Source organism: Streptomyces sp. NPDC046716, assembly GCF_040645755.1.
Classification (GTDB): Bacteria; Actinomycetota; Actinomycetes; order Streptomycetales; family Streptomycetaceae; genus Streptomyces.
On the sequence record NZ_JBEYYU010000069.1, the window covers coordinates 1 to 15,878 of the forward strand.

Genomic DNA, 15,878 nt, shown 5'->3' on the forward strand with positions numbered 1-15,878 from the left:
CCGCGCCCCTGGGCGAGCGGAGCTCGCTCCCAGGGGCGCGGGGAACTGCGCGACCGGCCACGACGAGACGCGCACCCGCCCACCGGGAGGAACCCGGCAGACGGGTGCGCGTAAAAAGCGACCTGAACCTTGGTCAGCCGGCGACCGCGACCGACGGCTCGCCGGAGGCCACGCCGTCCTTCTCCATCTGCTCGGCGATCTTCAGCGCCTCTTCGATGAGCGTCTCCACGATCTTCGACTCGGGGACGGTCTTGATGACCTCGCCCTTGACGAAGATCTGCCCCTTGCCGTTGCCGGAGGCGACGCCGAGGTCGGCCTCACGGGCCTCCCCCGGACCGTTGACGACGCAGCCCATGACGGCGACGCGGAGCGGCACCTCCATGCCGTCGAGCCCGGCGGTGACCTCCTCGGCCAGCTTGTAGACGTCGACCTGGGCGCGGCCGCAGGACGGGCAGGAGACGATCTCCAGCCGGCGGGGCTTGAGGTTCAGCGACTCCAGGATCTGGTTGCCGACCTTGATCTCCTCGACCGGCGGGGCCGAGAGGGAGACGCGGATCGTGTCGCCGATGCCCTCGGAGAGCAGCGCGCCGAAGGCGACGGCCGACTTGATGGTGCCCTGGAAGGCGGGGCCGGCCTCGGTGACGCCGAGGTGCAGCGGGTAGTCGCACTTCTCGGCGAGCAGCCGGTACGCGTTGACCATGACGACCGGGTCGTTGTGCTTGACCGAGATCTTGATCTCGCGGAAGTCGTGCTCCTCGAAGAGCGACGCCTCCCACAGGGCCGACTCGACGAGGGCCTCGGGGGTCGCCTTGCCGTACTTCTGGAGGAGGCGGCGGTCCAGCGAGCCCGCGTTGACCCCGATGCGGATCGGGGTTCCGTGGTCCTTCGCCGCCTTGGCGATCTCCTTGACCTTGTCGTCGAACTGCTTGATGTTGCCCGGGTTGACGCGGACCGCGGCGCAGCCCGCCTCGATGGCCGCGAAGACGTACTTGGGCTGGAAGTGGATGTCGGCGATCACCGGGATCTGCGACTTCTTCGCGATGATCGGCAGCGCGTCGGCGTCGTCCTGCGTGGGACAGGCCACGCGCACGATCTGGCAGCCCGACGCGGTCAGCTCGGCGATCTGCTGGAGCGTGGCGCCGATGTCGGACGTCCGCGTGGTCGTCATCGACTGCACCGACACCGGGGCGTCGCCGCCCACGGCCACCGTGCCGACCTGGATCTGCCGGCTCTTGCGCCGCTCGGCGAGCTTGGTCGGTACGTCCGGCATGCCGAGAGAAATCGCAGTCATCTGCTGTGCAACCCCAAGGTGTGGATCGAGGATCGAGTCCAGAGGTTTCCGAGATTACGTCACTGGCGCACGGCCGAGCACATCGCGCCCCGCTGGACCACCCGAAGGTGGGCGGCCGGGCACCCAGGGTGCCCGGCCGCCCTGAACCTCACGCGATCAGGAGATTTTCACCGGGTTAACGACGTCGGCGATCAGCACCAGGATCGTGAAACAGACGAAGATTCCCGCGACGACGTAGGCGACCGGCATGAGCTTCGCCACGTCGAACGGGCCCGGGTCGGGACGCCGGAACACCCGCGCGAAGTTGCGCCGCAGCGCCTCCCAGAGCGCGCCCGCGATGTGCCCGCCGTCCAGCGGCAGCAGCGGGAGCATGTTGAAGAGGAACAGCGACAGGTTGAAGCCCGCGACCAGCATCAGCGACATCGCCACCTTCTGGGTGGCGGGAATGTCGAGCCCGGCGATGTCGCCGCCGACGCGGGCCGCGCCGACCACGCCCATCGGGGAGTCCGCCTCGCGCGGGCCGTCGCCGAAGGCGGCGTCCCACAGCGCGGGGATCTTCGCGGGCAGCGCCACGATGGAGTCGACGGCGTCGCCGACCCTGTCGGTCATCCAGGAGACCGAGTCGCCGAAGCTCTGGTGGACGACGCCGGTGGCGGCGGTGAAGCCGAGGAAGCCGGCCTTCACGTAGCCGTCGGTGATCTGGCCGCTGGAGTCTTTCTTCGCCACCTGGTTCGTGGCGATCTTCGCGGTCAGGGTCTTCCGCTGTCCGTCGCGCTCGACGACGATCGGGACGGTCTTGCCCGCGCTCTCCCGGATCTCGTCGGACAGGGTGTTCCACTTGTCCGTCGTGACGCCGTTGAAGGACACGATCTTGTCCTTCGCCAGGAGTCCGGCCGCCTTCGCCGGGGACGCCGGGTCGGACGCCTTGCAGGTGTCACGGTCGGCGCTGGCCTTGATGACGCAGTCCGAGACGGAGGCGACCGTGTTCGTCTGCTGCGTGATCCCGAAGCCCATCAGGACCGTGAAGAACAGCCCGACCGCCAGGATCAGGTTCATGAACGGGCCCGCGAACATGACGATGACGCGCTTCCACGGCTTGCGCGTGTAGAAGAGCCGGGTCTCGTCGCCGGGCTGCAGTTCCTCGAAGGCCGCGGCCCGCGCGTCCTCCACCATCGAGCGGAAGGGCGAGGTGGAGCGCGCCTCGATCTTGCCGTCCTCGCCGGGCGGGAACATGCCGATCATGCGGATGTAGCCGCCGAGCGGGATCGCCTTGACGCCGTACTCGGTGTCGCCCTTCTTCCGCGAGAAGAGGGTGGGGCCGAAGCCGACCATGTACTGCGGCACGCGGATGCCGAAGAGCTTCGCCGTCGACAGGTGGCCCAGCTCGTGCCACGCGATGGAGACGAGCAGGCCCACCACGAAGACGACTATGCCGAGGATCATCATCAGGGTCGTCATGCACGAGCCTCCGCGGCCGTCTTGTCCTGTGCGGTCAGTTCACGGGCCCGGGCGCGTGCCCAGGTCTCCGCTTCGAGGACGTCCGCGACGGTGAGTGAAGTTCCCGTTTCCGGTGTGCCGTGTTCCTCGACGACCTTCGTCACCGTGTCCATGATCCCGTTGAACGGCAGGGCGCCCTTCAGGAACGCGTCCACGCACTCCTCATTGGCGGCATTGAACACCGCCGGGGCCGTCCCCGCGAGCTCCCCCACGTGCCGGGCGAGCCCCACCGACGGAAACGCGTCGTTGTCGAGGGGGAAGAACTCCCAGGTGGAGGCCTTCGTCCAGTCGAAGGCGGGGGCCGCGTCGGGGATCCGCTCGGGCCAGCCGATGCCGACGGCGATCGGCCCACGCATGTCGGGCGGGGTGGCCTGGGCGAGCGTGGAGCCGTCGGTGAACTCGACCATGGAGTGCACGTAGGACTGCGGGTGGACGACGACCTCGATGCGGTCGAACGGAATGTCGTAGAGCAGGTGTGCCTCGATGACCTCCAGCCCCTTGTTGACCAGGGTCGAGGAGTTGATGGTGATGACCGGGCCCATCGCCCAGGTGGGGTGCGCGAGGGCGTCCTCGACGGTGACCTGCTCCAGATCGGCCCGGGTCCGGCCGCGGAACGGGCCGCCCGACGCCGTCACGACCAGCTTGCGCACATCGGCGCGGGTGCCGGCGGCGAGCGCCTGGAAGAGCGCCGCGTGCTCCGAGTCGACCGGGATGATCTGGCCCGGCGCGGCGATGTCCTTGACCAGCGGGCCGCCGACGATCAGCGATTCCTTGTTGGCGAGCGCGAGCGTGCGGCCCGCTTCGAGCGCGGCGAGCGTCGGGGCCAGACCGATGGAGCCGGTGATGCCGTTGAGCACCGTGTGGCAGTCGCCGCGCCCCGCGATCTCGGTGGCGGCGTCGGGCCCGGCCAGGATCTCCGGCAGCGGCTCCCCCGCGCCGTACTGGGCCGCCAGGGCCTCGCGCAGCGCCGGCACGGCGTCCTCGCGGGCCACGGCGACCGTGCGCACGCCCAGTCGGCGGGCCTGTTCGGCGAGGAGTTCGACCCTGCCGCCCGCGGCGCTCAGGGCGGTGACGCGGAAGCGGTCCGGGTTGCGCAGGACCAGGTCGATGGCCTGCGTGCCGATCGAGCCCGTCGCGCCCAGGACGGCGATGTCCCGCGGGGTGTCGGTGGGGGCCGGATCGAAAACGAGGTGGGGATCCGCGAGCGGGGACGGGCTGACGGAGCTGTCGGGGCTGTCGGTCATTGCCCCATTCTTGCGTGCTGTCGCCGTGAAGCCGACAGGGTGTCCCGGCAGTTCGCGGTCAGCGGGTCATCGAGCGCACGTAGTGGGCGAGATTGGCGGTGACGAGTCCGCGTACGTAGAAGGCCGCTCCGGCGACGGCGAACGGCAGGGAGAGCGCCGACACGCCGAGCAGCGTCGGCCAGGCCTCGACCGCGCACGGGTTGCGGAAGCGGCCGTCGCCGTCGATGAAGACGTCCTCGAAGAGCGGCGCGTCGCAGTCCGGATCGTTGCCGAGGACCGCCCACGGCAGGAGGAGGCGGAGGGCGACGTACGCCCACAGCAGGCCGGCCACTCCGAGGAGCGCGAGGCCGCGGCTTCGGTGGTGCTGTGTCTCCGCGAGGAAGCGGCGCTCCAGTTCGTCGCGGTACTTCGTCTCGTCGCGCTCCATGCCGACCCCCGTGCGTGTCGTGATCATGACTGTCCCTGACGGATCCGGCGGACTCTACCGGCAGCTCCCCCGTCGGCGTCCGGCGGCCCGTCAGCCGAAGTAGCCGGCGTCCTCCAGGTCCGCGAGGAGCGTCGGCCCGGTGGGCTGCCAGCCCAGACTCGTGCGCGTCCGCTCGCTCGACGCCCGTACGTCCATGGAGGCGAACCCGGCGAACCAGCCGAAGTGCTCCCGCGCCTCCTCGGGCGTCAGCCGCACCACGGGCACGTCGAGGCGGCGGCCGATCACGGCTGCGATGTCCCGCAACGGCACGCCCTCCTCGGCGACGCCGTGCAGCCGGGCCCCGGCGGGTGCCGACTCCACGGCGAGCCGGAACAGGCGGGCCGCGTCGCGGCGGTGCACGGCGGGCCAGGTGCTCGCGCCGTCGCCGACCACCGCGGCGGCGCCCTTCTCGCGGGCGACGGCGATCAGCCGGGGAACGAAGCCGCCGTCGCCGCGGCCGTGCACGGAGGCGGGCAGCCGCAGTACCGAGGCGCGCACACCGCGCCCGGCGAGCGCGAGGGTGGCGGCCTCGCTGGGCACGCGGGCGGCGCCGGCCGACCGCGGGTCGCCCGGCAGGTCCTCGGTCGCGACCAGGCCCGGCTCGGTGACCATGCCCGACGTGACGACGAGCGGCTTGCCGGTGCCCTCGAGCGCGGCGCCCATCGTCTCGACGGCCCGCAGATCGGCGCGGCCCGCGCCGGCGTGGTCGGTGAAGCTGTGGTCGAAGGCGAGGTGGATGACGCCGTCGGTCTCCTTCGCGGCGACGGCCAGGCCGTCGGGATCCGCGAGCGAGCCGCGGTACGGCTCGGCACCGGCCGCCTCCAGGGCCGTGGCCGAGGCGTCGGAGCGGGCCAGGCCGACGACCCGGTGCCCGGCGGAGAGCAGTTCCCGGACCACGGCCGAGCCGATGAATCCGGTGGCTCCGGTGACGAATACGCGCATGGGGTGCTCCTTGCGAGCGGAGGGGATGAGGTGCCTCCAGCGTCGGCGGCCACCGGGGCGCACGTCCAAGGCTTGTTCCGCATCGCGCAATACGGAATCCGCATCACCGCAGGTCGGGAGCTTGGACCGGCGGGCTGTCCCCGCGGGCCGGGCATACGCTTTCCGTATGCCCGAATCCGCGCCCGTGCCCCCGTCCGCGTCCGCGCCCCTGACCGGTGCCGATCTCGATCTGCGTCTCGTGCGCTACTTCACCGTCGTCGCCGAGCACCGGCACTTCGGGCGGGCCGCCGAGGCGCTGCTCACCACGCAGCCGTCCCTGAGCCGGCAGATCCGGCGGCTGGAGCAGCAGCTGGGGGCGCGGCTGCTCGACCGGACGCCGCAGGGCTCCCGGCTCACGGCGGCCGGGGAGGTGTTCCTGCCCCGGGCCAGGGCGCTGCTGAAGTCGGCGGGGCAGGCGGCCGCGCAGGCCCGGGCGGCCGCCGAGCCGGGCCGGTGCGCGGTGGGGTTCATCAGCGGGATCATCGTCACGCCCGCCGTGCGGGAGCTGCGCAGCCGCCATCCGGACGCCGAGGTGCGGGGCGTGGCGCTGAACTGGGACGAGCCCCGCACCGCGCTGCTCGACCACCGGGTGGACGCGGTGGTGGCCCGGCTCCCCTTCCCCACCGGCCAGTTGGACGTCTCGGTGCTCTACGACGAGCCGCGTGTGCTGCTCGTCCCGCTCGGCCACCGGCTCGCCGGGCGGGAGTCGGTGACGGTGGACGACATCGCGGGCGAGTCCCTGCCGCGGATGGCGGGCGGCCACTCGTCGTGGAACGCGTTCTGGCGGATCGATCCGCGGCCCGACGGGAGCCGGGCGCCGGACGGGCCGGTCATCGACGCCCTGGAGGACAAGCTCGAACTCGTCGCGGACGGGCAGTCGCTGGCGATCTCGGCGGGCGGTCTGCGGGTGCACCGGATGCGGCCCGACATCGTCGCGATCCCGCTGGAGGGCGTCGAGCCGAGCCATGTGGTGCTGGCGACGCGGGCGGGCGAGCGGAGCCGTCTGGTCGCCGACTTCCGGAAGATCGCCCGGGCCCGGCTGACCGGGCCCGGGGAGTAGCCGCCGTCAGCGGATGGGCCGGTGCACGTTCTCCCGCTTGCTGGCCCCGGGTGTCGCGTCCGCGATCCAGGGTCCGTCGCCGCTCGGGTCGACGACGCCCTGCTCGAGCCAGGTGTACGTGCCGCCGAGGACGCCCTTGACGACCTTGCGGTCCAGCTCGTCGGTGTTGGTCCACAGCCGGTCGAAGAGTTCGTCGACGCGGATGCGGGCCTGGCCGCAGAAGACGTCGGCGAGCTGGTACGCCTCGCGGCCGTACTCCTCGGTGGTGCGCAGGAGTTCGGCGCGTACGCAGGCCGCGCTCATCGCGAACAGTTCGGCGCCGATGTCGACGATGCGGCCGAGGAAGCCCTGCTTGGTCTCCATGCGGCCCTGCCAGCGGGACATCGCGTAGAAGGTGGAGCGGGCCAGCTTGCGGGCCGAGCGCTCCACGTAGCGCAGATGGCCGGACAGGTCGCGGTGGCCCGCCGGGTGGAACTCGCCGTACGAGCGCGGGAGCTGGCCGGGGCCCGCGACCAGCTTGGGCAGCCAGCGGGCGTAGAAGCCGCCCGCCTTCGCGCCCGCCCGCGCCTTGTCGGACAGTGACTTGTCGGGGTCGATGAGGTCGCCCGCGACGGACAGGTGGGCGTCCACGGCCTCGCGGGCGATCAGCAGGTGCATGATCTCGGTCGAGCCCTCGAAGATGCGGTTGATCCGCAGGTCGCGCAGGATCTGCTCGGCGGGGACCGCGCGTTCGCCGCGGGCGGCGAGCGATTCGGCGGTCTCGAAGCCGCGGCCGCCGCGGATCTGCACCAGCTCGTCCGCCATCAGGCAGCCCATCTCCGAGCCGTACAGCTTGGCGAGGGCGGCCTCGATGCGGATGTCGTTGCGGTCCTCGTCGGCCATCTGGGAGGAGAGGTCGACGACGGCCTCCAGGGCGAAGGTGGTCGCCGCGATGAAGCTGATCTTCGCGCCGACCGCCTCGTGGAACGCGACCGGCTTGCCCCACTGCTCGCGCGCCGCCGACCACTCGCGGGCGATCTTCAGGCACCACTTGCCGGCGCCGACGCACATCGCGGGCAGCGAGAGGCGCCCGGTGTTGAGGGTCGTGAGCGCGATCTTCAGTCCGGCGCCCTCGGGCCCGATCCGGTTCGCCGCAGGCACCCGTACCCGGTCGAAGCGGGTGACGCCGTTCTCCAGGCCGCGCAGGCCCATGAACGCGTTGCGGTTCTCGACCGTGACGCCCTCGGAGCCGGCCTCGACCACGAAGGCGGTGATCCCGCCCTTGTGCCCCTCGGACTTGGGGACGCGCGCCATCACGACGAGCAGATCGGCGACGACGCCGTTCGTCGTCCACAGCTTCACGCCGTCGAGGACGTAGGAGTCGCCGTCGGGGACGGCGGTGGTGGCGAGCCGGGCCGGGTCGGAGCCGACGTCCGGCTCGGTGAGCAGGAACGCGCTGATGTCGGTACGGGCGCAGCGCGGCAGGAACGTGTCCTTCTGCTCCTGCGTCCCGAACAGCTTCAGCGGCTGCGGTACGCCGATGGACTGGTGCGCGGAGAGCAGGGCGCCGATCGCCGGGGACGCGGAGCCGACCAGGGCGAGCGACTTGTTGTAGTACACCTGGGTGAGGCCGAGCCCGCCGTACTTGGTGTCGATCTTCATGCCGAGCGCGCCGAGCTCCTTGAGCCCGTTGACCGTCTCGTCGGGGATCTTCGCCTCCCGCTCGATGCGGGCCGAGTCGATCTCCGTCTCGCAGAAGTCGCGCAGCTTCGCCAGGAACTCCTCGCCGCGCTGGGCGTCCTCGTCGGCGGGCATCGGGTGCGGGTGGATGAGGTCGATCCGGAACCGGCCGAGGAACAGCTCCTTCGCGAAACTGGGCTTGCGCCAGTCCTGTTCGCGTGCGGCCTCGGCGACCTGCCGGGCCTCCCGTTCGGAGACCTTCGCCTGCTGCTGGGGTGTTGCGGACATGAGGTTCACCTCGCCGCGCGTCGGGTCCACCGGCCCGGTCCGTTACCGGCCGGTGCTACTCGATCGTATGTACCCGAAAACCGGCATGTCGGCCAGCCCTCGGGGCCTAGTCGGCGACGATGCCCCGCGCGGCGAGTGCGGACCGCAGCTCGGGTCCGAGGAACTCCGAGCCGCAGACGCGCCGCAGGTTCGGCAGGAGCGCCAGGTCGTCGAGCACCTGGATGTCGAACAGGTCGTCCTCCCCGTCCCAGACCGGCGCGCACTCCTGGTACACCCGCAGCCCGCCGTCCATCCCCAACTCCTCGACGGAGGCGAGCAGTTCGTCACTGATCTCCAGCGCCTCGAAGTACTCCTTCGCCTCCGGCACGACCTTGAACGCCAGGTCGTGGTCGTAGGCGTACGTCCACGGGTCGTCGCCGAGCCCGCGCTCCTTGAGTAGGTCGGCCATCCGGAAGGCGGGCGTGAGCGTCTCGTCGTCGTACATCAGCTTCTCGATGACGACGAGCTTGAAGTTGAGGTCGGTGAAGGTGGCCATGGGAGGAATGTAGGGGGCGGCACTGACAACGGGGGCGGGCGCCCGCGGGAGCCGACCCTGCCGACGCTCGCTCACTTTCCATACCGGAAACAGACCGCTACTCTTTCCGTCATGGAAACTAACGGGGTACGACTGACGCCGGAGCAGGCGCGTTCCGCTCTGGCCGACACCGAGCACGTCCGGGCCTCGGCCGCCGCGCTGTCGGCCACGCCGTGGCCGAACTGGTTCTTCGTCACGCTGACGCTGTACGTCGCGGCGCTCCCGATCGTCTACGGAGGTGTCCTGGCGGACCGGGACTGGCTCCTGCCGGGACCCGCCTGGGCCGGCATCATGCTGGCGATCACCGCGGTGTACGGGGCGCTCTTCACCGTCGCGGCCAGGAAGTGGCGCGACAGGACCGGGGTGGCGCTGCGCTGGGACGTGCTGCCGAAGCGGGCGAGCGTCCCGCTCGCGGTCGGGCTGCCCGTGCTGCTGGTGGGTGCGGGGTTCGGATTCCGCGCCACCGGACGGCCGGTGTGGCTGATCGCGGCCTCGGTCATCGGTGCCGCCGTGTCCGTCGGCTTCCACCTCGCCTTCGTCCGCCTGCACCGGAAGACCGCGTGAACGCCGAGCCTCCCGACCCCCTGGAGGGGTTCGACGCCACCGTCCACGCCCCGAACCGGCTGCGCATCTGCGCCCTCCTGGACACCGCGGGCGAGGCGGAGTTCGGCCTGGTCCAGCAGCAACTCGGCTTCTCCGCCTCCGTGCTGAGCAAGCACGTCGCCGTGCTGATGGACGCCGGCTACGTCGAGCAGCGCAAGGCCGTCCGCGACACCCGCCAACGCGTGTGGCTCCACCTGACCCGGCGCGGCCGGGCCGCCTACCGGGGGCACCTCGCGGCGCTGCGGGCGATCGTGGGGCCGTCCGATCCGGCTCCCTGATCACCGCCGCAGCCCGACGGGGGAACAGAAAGACGACGGCCCGAACCCCCGCACAGTGGGTTCGGGCCGCCGTCGTGGTCGGCGCGCGGGACAGGCGCGCGCCGGGTTCTCGCGGGGCTTCTACAGGGCCAGGCCGGTCAGGACCAGGACGCGCTCGTAGGTGTAGTCGTCCATCGCGTAGCGCACGCCCTCGCGGCCGACGCCGGACTGCTTGGCGCCGCCGTACGGCATCTGGTCGGCGCGGTAGGAGGGCACGTCGCCGACCACGACGCCGCCGACCTCGAGGGCGCGGTGGGCGCGGAAGGCGGTCTGGAGGTCGTGGGTGAACACGCCTGCCTGGAGGCCGTACTTGGAGTCGTTGACGGCGGCGAACGCCTCCGCCTCCCCGTCGACCTTCTTGACCGTGAGGACCGGTCCGAAGACCTCCTCGCAGGAGATCGTGACGTCGGCCGGTACGTCGGCCAGGACGGTCGGCGCGTAGGTGGCGCCGTCCCGCTTGCCGCCCGCGAGGAGGGAGGCGCCGGCGTCGACGGCCTCGGTCACCCAGGTCTCCACGCGCTTCGCGGCGTCCTCGCTGACCAGCGGGCCCACGTCGGTGGCGTCGTCGGCCGGGTCGCCGGTGACCTGCGCCTCGACGGCCGCGACGATCTTCGGGAGCAGCCGGTCGTAGACGGCGGCGTCGGCGATGACGCGCTGCACCGAGATGCAGGACTGGCCGCCCTGGTAGTTGGAGAAGGTCGCGATGCGGGTCGCGGCCCAGTCGAGGTCCTGCTCGGAGGCGTAGTCGGCGAGGACGACCGCAGCGCCGTTGCCGCCGAGCTCCAGCGTGCAGTGCTTGCGCGGGACGCTGTCCATGATCGCGTAGCCGACGGGGCCCGAGCCGGTGAAGGAGATGACCGGGAGGCGCTCGTCCTGGACCAGGGCGGGCATCTTGTCGTTCGGCACGGTCAGGACCGACCAGGAACCGGCCGGGAGGTCCGTCTCCGCGAGCAGCTCGCCCAGGACCAGGGAGGAGATCGGGGTCGCGGGCGCCGGCTTCAGGATGATCGGGGCGCCGACCGCGATGGCCGGGGCGACCTTGTGGGCGCTCAGGTTCAGCGGGAAGTTGAACGGCGCGATGCCGAGGACGACGCCCTTCGGGATGCGGCGGGTCAGGGCGAGACGGCCGGTGCCGCCGGCGTCGGTGTCGAGGCGCTGGGCGTCACCGCTGTTCCAGCGGCGGGCCTCCTCGGCGGCGAACCGGAACACGGAGACCGCGCGGCCGACCTCGCCGCGGGCCCACTTGATCGGCTTGCCGTTCTCCGCGGAGATCAGCAGGGCGATCTCCTCGGTGCGCTCGGTGAGGCGGTCGGCGACGTGGTTCAGGGCCTTGGCCCGTACGTGCGCCGGGGTCGCCGCGAACTCGTCGACCACGGCGTGGGCCGCCGCGACGGCCTCTTCCACCTGGGCCTCGGTCGGCACGGCGACGGTGCCGACGAGACGGCCGTCGTAGGAGTTGTGGACGTCGAAGGTCTCGTCCCCGGTGGCCTGGCGGCCGGCGAGCCAGAAGGCGTGGGTGGCGGTCATGTGTCTTCTACCGGCCTCTCCGTGTTCGTGGGCTTGTGCGGGGTCCACGTTAGGTGGGGTGCCGGGCGGATCGGTTTGGCCGGGCTGGAGTGTTCGGGGTGCGTTGTTGGACGGTTCGTCGGGTGCGGGTCGAGTGTGGCCGGTCGCGCAGTTCCCCGCGCCCCTGGGAGCGTCGCCTTCCGCGGCCCGGTGGCCGCTTCTCGCGCAGTTCCCCGCGCCCCTGGGAGCGGGCTGCGCTCGCTCAGGGGCAGGGGAAGGCGCGCGCAGCGCAGGCCTTCAGGGGCGCGGGGAACTGCGCGACCAGCCCCCACAGATCAGGCCCCGGTCGCCTTCAGGGCCAGCCACAGCTCCATGCGGACGTCCGGGTCGTCCAGGGAGCGGCCCAGGATCTCCTCGACCCGGCGCATGCGATAGCGCAGCGTGTGCCGGTGGACCCCGAGATCGGCGGCAGCCGCGTCCCACTGGCCGTGCCGCGACAACCAGGCCCGCAACGAGGCGACCAGGTCACCACGCCCCGTCGCGTCGTGATCGCGCAGCGCCCGCAGCAACCCGTCCGCGAACGCCCGCACCGCGTCGTCCCCGAGCAGCGGCAGCACCGAACCGGCGACGACGTCCTCGTGCTCGACCAGCACCCGCCCGCGCCGCCGCGCGACCGACAGCGCCTGCTCGGCCTGCTTGAACGCGGTGGCCGCCGCGATCGGCCCGGCCGGCGCCGAGAAGCCGATGACCAGTTCCTCGTCGGGGCCGCCCGAGGAACCGGAGGCCGCGGACCGGGTCACCTCCAGCGCCTCCGCGTAGTGCCCGCACGCCTCGGCCGCCGCTCCCCCGTCGACCACGAGGAGCACCACGCGCTCCCCGTCCGGCACGACGAGCACGGCCTCGCCGGAGCGCGCGGCGGCGGACTCCACGACGTCGATGAGGACCGGTACGGGGTCACCGGGCGGACCGCCCGCCCCGGTCACCGCGTCGGCGAGCAGCAGCGCACCGCCGCCCGGCCGGCCCCCGCTCGGCGCGACCCCGGTCGGCGGCGGCGCCGCGGCCTCCGCCAGCACCATCCGGAACGGGGCGTCGAGCAGCGCCCCGTACAGATCACCGGCGACGGCGCGCGCGTGGTCGGGTTCGCCGGCGAGGAGCATGCGCAGCACGGCCGCGCCGATCCGCTGCTCGGCCGCGTACAGGGCCCGGGAACGTTCGGTGGTCAGCGTCAGCAGGGCGATGGCGGAGTGCAGCGCGTACCGCTCGGCGGTGCCGAGCGCGGCCGCCGTGCCGACCGCGAGCGCCGCCCGCGGCCTGCGCCCGGTACCGATGGAGTGCAGTTCCACGCGGTCGGTGCCGTTGTCGGAGCCGCCCGCGACGACCGCGCTGGCCGGTGCGGGGCGCTCCCGCAGCCGTTCGACGTCGGCGGTCAGCCGGGCCGCCCGGCGTCCGGCCCACTCCGGGGCGGTGGCGACGACGGCGCCCGAGGCGTCGTAGAGCGCGGCCCAGCCGTCGACCTGGGCGGCGAGGACGGAGAGCAGCCCCTCGGGGCCCTCGCCGAGCGCCTGCTTGGTCAGCTCGCGCTGGGCGGCGAACCCGGAGGTGACGGCCCGGTACTGGTCGGCGGCGATGGCGGCCGACACGGCTTTGCTGATGGCGATGAAGGGCGTACGGGGCGGTACTTCGAGGAGCGGCAGGCCCTCGTCCTGGGCGGCCCGCACCAGCGCCTCGGGGACGGCGTCGTAGTTGACCCCGACGGCGAAACCGAGCCCGACGACGCCCGCGCCGACGAGCCGCTTCACGTAGCGGCGCATGGCCTCCGGGTCGTCGGCGTCCAGTTTGAGGGCGGTGATGAGCAGCAGCTCCCCGCCCTCCATGTAGGGCACGGGATCTGCCAGCTCGCTCACGTGTGCCCAGCGAACGGGGGTGTCCAGGTGCGCCTCGCCCGCGCGCACGGTGAGTTTGAGCGCCGAGTGGTGGACGAGCGAGGCGAGCGTGGGCGGCATGGCGGCCTTCAGGTGAGCTGTGGGGGGAGGGCGGAACCGGCTGTGCTTGTGAATCTTTTGGACGCTCCGTATGAACGTCCCGTGCCGATTCTGCCTTACCGTACGTACTCCCGGAGCCGCCCCGCGGTCCGGACCCCCTCAGCCCCGCAGATCGACCAGGAGCGGCGGCGCGTGCTCGCCGCGGACCGTGGTGAGGGAGAGCACGGCATGGCCGGGCGGGACGGCGTGCGCGAGGTCGGAGGCCGACCAGCGTTCGCGCTCGACCTGGCGGACCGTGACCGCGCGGGCGGTCGGCGCCCGCCCGGTGATCACCCGGCGCACGGCGTGCAGCGCCTTGCCCGCCGGGGTCTCGGCGATGATCTGCCGGTCGGTGACGTCGCGGGTCTCGGTCCACTCCTTGCCCCAGACCTCGGCGAAGTCCTGGCCGTCCCACGGGGTGAGGCCGGACAGCGCCATCCGGCAGCCGACCGCGCCGAGCAGCGGGGAGCGCAGCGCGCGCGGCACGTCGTCGAGGGTGCGCAGGGTCAGGACGGCGCCCGCGTTGGCCGAGCGCAGCCGCTGCACGGCCCGCACGGTCTGCGGGGTGACGACCCCGGTGGCGTCGTCGAGGACGAGGCAGGCGAACAGGGAGCGGTCCTCGCGCACCGCCACGTTCGCCGTGAACTGGGCGAGGACGAGCCGGGCCAGGATCCGGGAGGCGTCGGCGTGCCCGCGCTCGGGCAGGTCGACGCGGACCCGGACCGGGTGGTCGAGGGCGCGCAGCGAGAACGGGCGGGTGCGCCCGGACGTGTCGAAGAACGACGCGAAGGCGGGCCGGTCGAGCAGCGCGATCCGGTCGGCGAGCACCGCGCCCACGTCACCCGGGTGGCCCAGCTGCCGCTCCCGCGCGTCGAGTTCGCGCAGCATCGCCTCGTGCCCGGCCTCGACGAGCGCCTTGCGCAGCGCGCCGAGGGCGGTGGGCGCCCCGTCGAGCAGCTGCCGCAGTTCGGGGACGGACGGGAAACGGCCGTGCACCGCGTGGTACGGACCGAGCAGCTGGCCGAGGACGGTCGTGGAGCGGCGGCTGTCGCCGCTCGGATGCGGGTCGGCGAGGTCGCCGACGAGCGCCTCGGCGAGCACGGCCGCGGCCTCGTCCGGGTCGGTGGAGCCGCCGTACAGGTCGAGGTCGTACACCGAGTCGGGCTGACCGACGCGGACCACGACGTCGTAGGCGTCCTGCGGGCCGAGGCCCGCGCCGGCCGCGCCGACGACGATCACGGCGGCCCGTCCGGCGAGCGCGCCCAGGCACAGCGATTCGGCGAGCGGCCACACGACGGCGCTGGTCTTGCCGGCGCCGGGCGGGCCGACCGCGAGCAGCGAGGTGCCGAGCAGATCGGGGCCGATGCCGAGGCCGACACCGCGGTACATGTACGGGTTGCGCTCGTCGTCGGCGGCGGCGCCGAGTCTGACCTGCGCCGTGCCGAGGTCGTGGCGGGCGGCGCGGGCGGGCAGGTCGCGGACGCCCGAGGGGTGCGGGCAGGCCGCGGCGCCGTCCTTGAGCACGGCGGCGGAGAACGCGGCGAGCGGGTGCCGGCCGCGCTTCACGCCCTGCCAGGCGCGGGCGATCCGGGCGTGGTCGACGTCGCGCATCAGCCCGGCGCGGGCGTCGGCGCCGAGCCGGTCGGCGGCCTCGGCGGCACCGGCCTCGCGCAGGGTGGGCCACTGGACGGGGTCCTTCTCCGGGGCGACGGGCCGGGCGGCCTGCACCGGCACGGCGGCCTTGCGCCACGCCGGGTAGCCGAAGCGGCGCCAGATCTCCGCCCAGCGGCCGAGCCGCCCGACGGCGACCATGATCCCGACGGCGAAGATCCCGTAGTAGAGGTACACGACGACGACGGAGGTGAACGAGTGCGGGGACGCCCAGGAGTCCGGGACCATCGCGTACAGCGGCAGCAGCCACCAGCCGCCCAGGTATCCGTTCCACAGCAGCGACCAGACCAGCCAGCCCACCAGGAACGCGATGACCGCGCCGCTGAACAGCTGCCGGACCGGCGTCACCGCCGGTTCCGCCTCGGGCCGCGGCCGGTGTCCGAACCGCCACACGCCCGGCGCGGCGGTCGGCCGCGGGGTGCGCAGCCAGGTCAGGAACTCCGACCCGGCGGCCGCCTCGTCCCGCACGCCCGGCGCGTGCGCGGGCCGCGGTGGCGGTGCGACCGGGCGGGCCGGATGCGGCACGGCGGCACGGCCGTGCTCCGCGGCGGCGCCGCTCGTGCCCTGCGTGCCCTCGGTGTCCATGGCCCTTGCCCCCTGCTCAGCGCATTTTTCTGCGAATCGGCCTCAATGTAGTGCCCGTACCTAGGGAGTTCACCGGTTACGCGCCCCGTTACGCGTGCCTTCCGCCGTTACCTGC

Annotated in this window: 13 protein-coding genes; 3 read left to right on the forward strand and 10 right to left on the reverse strand. The window is 72.8% G+C overall.

Annotated elements, in window-relative coordinates:
- Positions 1 to 133: 133 nt before the first annotated feature.
- The 5 genes from ispG to ABZ930_RS34990 all read right to left on the reverse strand — a co-directional run bounded on the left by ispG (position 134) and on the right by ABZ930_RS34990 (position 5,440).
- Positions 134 to 1,291, reverse strand: coding sequence for a flavodoxin-dependent (E)-4-hydroxy-3-methylbut-2-enyl-diphosphate synthase (gene ispG, locus ABZ930_RS34970; protein WP_111667304.1), 1,158 nt, complete (start codon positions 1,289 to 1,291; stop codon positions 134 to 136).
- Positions 1,292 to 1,447: 156 nt separating this feature from the next.
- Positions 1,448 to 2,749: a site-2 protease family protein gene (locus ABZ930_RS34975; RefSeq protein ID WP_361557270.1), complete on the reverse strand. Its 1,302-nt coding sequence runs from the start codon at positions 2,747 to 2,749 to the stop codon at positions 1,448 to 1,450.
- Positions 2,746 to 4,032 carry a 1-deoxy-D-xylulose-5-phosphate reductoisomerase gene (gene dxr / locus ABZ930_RS34980; RefSeq protein WP_361557273.1) on the reverse strand — a complete coding sequence of 429 codons (1,287 nt, stop codon included), beginning with the start codon at positions 4,030 to 4,032 and terminating at the stop codon, positions 2,746 to 2,748. The genes ABZ930_RS34975 and dxr overlap by 4 nt, the downstream gene beginning before the upstream one ends.
- 58 nt (positions 4,033 to 4,090) lie before the next feature.
- Positions 4,091 to 4,486, reverse strand: a complete 396-nt coding sequence (locus ABZ930_RS34985; protein ID WP_361557276.1) for a hypothetical protein — start codon at positions 4,484 to 4,486, stop codon at positions 4,091 to 4,093.
- 63 nt (positions 4,487 to 4,549) lie between these two features.
- Complete coding sequence (locus tag ABZ930_RS34990; RefSeq protein WP_361557279.1) at positions 4,550 to 5,440, reverse strand: SDR family oxidoreductase; 891 nt, start codon at positions 5,438 to 5,440, stop codon at positions 4,550 to 4,552.
- A gap of 166 nt (positions 5,441 to 5,606) precedes the next feature.
- Here ABZ930_RS34990 and ABZ930_RS34995 point away from each other — a divergent pair, with 166 nt between their 5' ends.
- Positions 5,607 to 6,539: a LysR substrate-binding domain-containing protein gene (locus ABZ930_RS34995; protein ID WP_361557282.1), complete on the forward strand. Its 933-nt coding sequence runs from the start codon at positions 5,607 to 5,609 to the stop codon at positions 6,537 to 6,539.
- A 6-nt stretch (positions 6,540 to 6,545) separates the two neighbouring features.
- Here the strand turns inward: ABZ930_RS34995 and ABZ930_RS35000 are convergent, their stop codons facing one another.
- Together ABZ930_RS35000 and ABZ930_RS35005 are read right to left on the reverse strand one after the other, a co-directional pair.
- Complete coding sequence (locus tag ABZ930_RS35000) at positions 6,546 to 8,486, reverse strand: acyl-CoA dehydrogenase family protein (protein WP_361557285.1); 1,941 nt, start codon at positions 8,484 to 8,486, stop codon at positions 6,546 to 6,548.
- Positions 8,487 to 8,592: 106 nt separating this feature from the next.
- Positions 8,593 to 9,021, reverse strand: a complete 429-nt coding sequence (locus ABZ930_RS35005) for a hypothetical protein (protein ID WP_361557288.1) — start codon at positions 9,019 to 9,021, stop codon at positions 8,593 to 8,595.
- 111 nt (positions 9,022 to 9,132) lie between these two features.
- On the opposite strand from ABZ930_RS35005, the gene ABZ930_RS35010 reads away from it, so the two are divergent.
- On the forward strand, positions 9,133 to 9,624 hold the full coding sequence (locus ABZ930_RS35010; protein WP_361557291.1) for a hypothetical protein: 492 nt from the start codon (positions 9,133 to 9,135) through the stop codon (positions 9,622 to 9,624).
- Complete coding sequence (locus ABZ930_RS35015; protein WP_361557294.1) at positions 9,621 to 9,941, forward strand: transcriptional regulator; 321 nt, start codon at positions 9,621 to 9,623, stop codon at positions 9,939 to 9,941. The genes ABZ930_RS35010 and ABZ930_RS35015 overlap by 4 nt, the downstream gene beginning before the upstream one ends.
- Positions 9,942 to 10,061: 120 nt before the next feature.
- Here the strand turns inward: ABZ930_RS35015 and ABZ930_RS35020 are convergent, their stop codons facing one another.
- The 3 genes from ABZ930_RS35020 to ABZ930_RS35030 form a co-directional block, all read right to left on the reverse strand.
- On the reverse strand, positions 10,062 to 11,507 hold the full coding sequence (locus ABZ930_RS35020; RefSeq protein WP_361557297.1) for an aldehyde dehydrogenase family protein: 1,446 nt from the start codon (positions 11,505 to 11,507) through the stop codon (positions 10,062 to 10,064).
- Positions 11,508 to 11,821: 314 nt separating this feature from the next.
- A complete protein-coding gene (locus ABZ930_RS35025) occupies positions 11,822 to 13,489 on the reverse strand; it encodes a PucR family transcriptional regulator (RefSeq protein WP_361557300.1) in 1,668 nt (555 codons plus the stop codon).
- Between the two features lie 138 nt (positions 13,490 to 13,627).
- Positions 13,628 to 15,763 (reverse strand): ATP-binding protein, encoded by a 2,136-nt coding sequence (locus tag ABZ930_RS35030; RefSeq protein ID WP_361557303.1) that lies wholly within the window; start codon positions 15,761 to 15,763, stop codon positions 13,628 to 13,630.
- Positions 15,764 to 15,878 lie beyond the last annotated feature (115 nt).

Excerpts from the sequence above, each read along its gene's own strand:
- dxr (WP_361557273.1), bottom strand. The coding sequence starts at position 4,032 with ATGACCGACAGCCCCGACAGCTCCGTCAGCCCGTCCCCGCTCGCGGAT.
- ABZ930_RS35025 (WP_361557300.1), bottom strand. The coding sequence starts at position 13,489 with ATGCCGCCCACGCTCGCCTCGCTCGTCCACCACTCGGCGCTCAAACTC.
- ABZ930_RS34985 (WP_361557276.1), bottom strand. The coding sequence starts at position 4,486 with ATGATCACGACACGCACGGGGGTCGGCATGGAGCGCGACGAGACGAAG.
- ABZ930_RS34990 (WP_361557279.1), bottom strand. The coding sequence starts at position 5,440 with ATGCGCGTATTCGTCACCGGAGCCACCGGATTCATCGGCTCGGCCGTG.
- ABZ930_RS35000 (WP_361557285.1), bottom strand. The coding sequence starts at position 8,486 with ATGTCCGCAACACCCCAGCAGCAGGCGAAGGTCTCCGAACGGGAGGCC.
- ABZ930_RS35030 (WP_361557303.1), bottom strand. The coding sequence starts at position 15,763 with ATGGACACCGAGGGCACGCAGGGCACGAGCGGCGCCGCCGCGGAGCAC.
- ABZ930_RS35005 (WP_361557288.1), bottom strand. The coding sequence starts at position 9,021 with ATGGCCACCTTCACCGACCTCAACTTCAAGCTCGTCGTCATCGAGAAG.
- ABZ930_RS34995 (WP_361557282.1), top strand. The coding sequence starts at position 5,607 with ATGCCCGAATCCGCGCCCGTGCCCCCGTCCGCGTCCGCGCCCCTGACC.
- ispG (WP_111667304.1), bottom strand. The coding sequence starts at position 1,291 with ATGACTGCGATTTCTCTCGGCATGCCGGACGTACCGACCAAGCTCGCC.
- ABZ930_RS35020 (WP_361557297.1), bottom strand. The coding sequence starts at position 11,507 with ATGACCGCCACCCACGCCTTCTGGCTCGCCGGCCGCCAGGCCACCGGG.
- ABZ930_RS35010 (WP_361557291.1), top strand. The coding sequence starts at position 9,133 with ATGGAAACTAACGGGGTACGACTGACGCCGGAGCAGGCGCGTTCCGCT.
- ABZ930_RS34975 (WP_361557270.1), bottom strand. The coding sequence starts at position 2,749 with ATGACGACCCTGATGATGATCCTCGGCATAGTCGTCTTCGTGGTGGGC.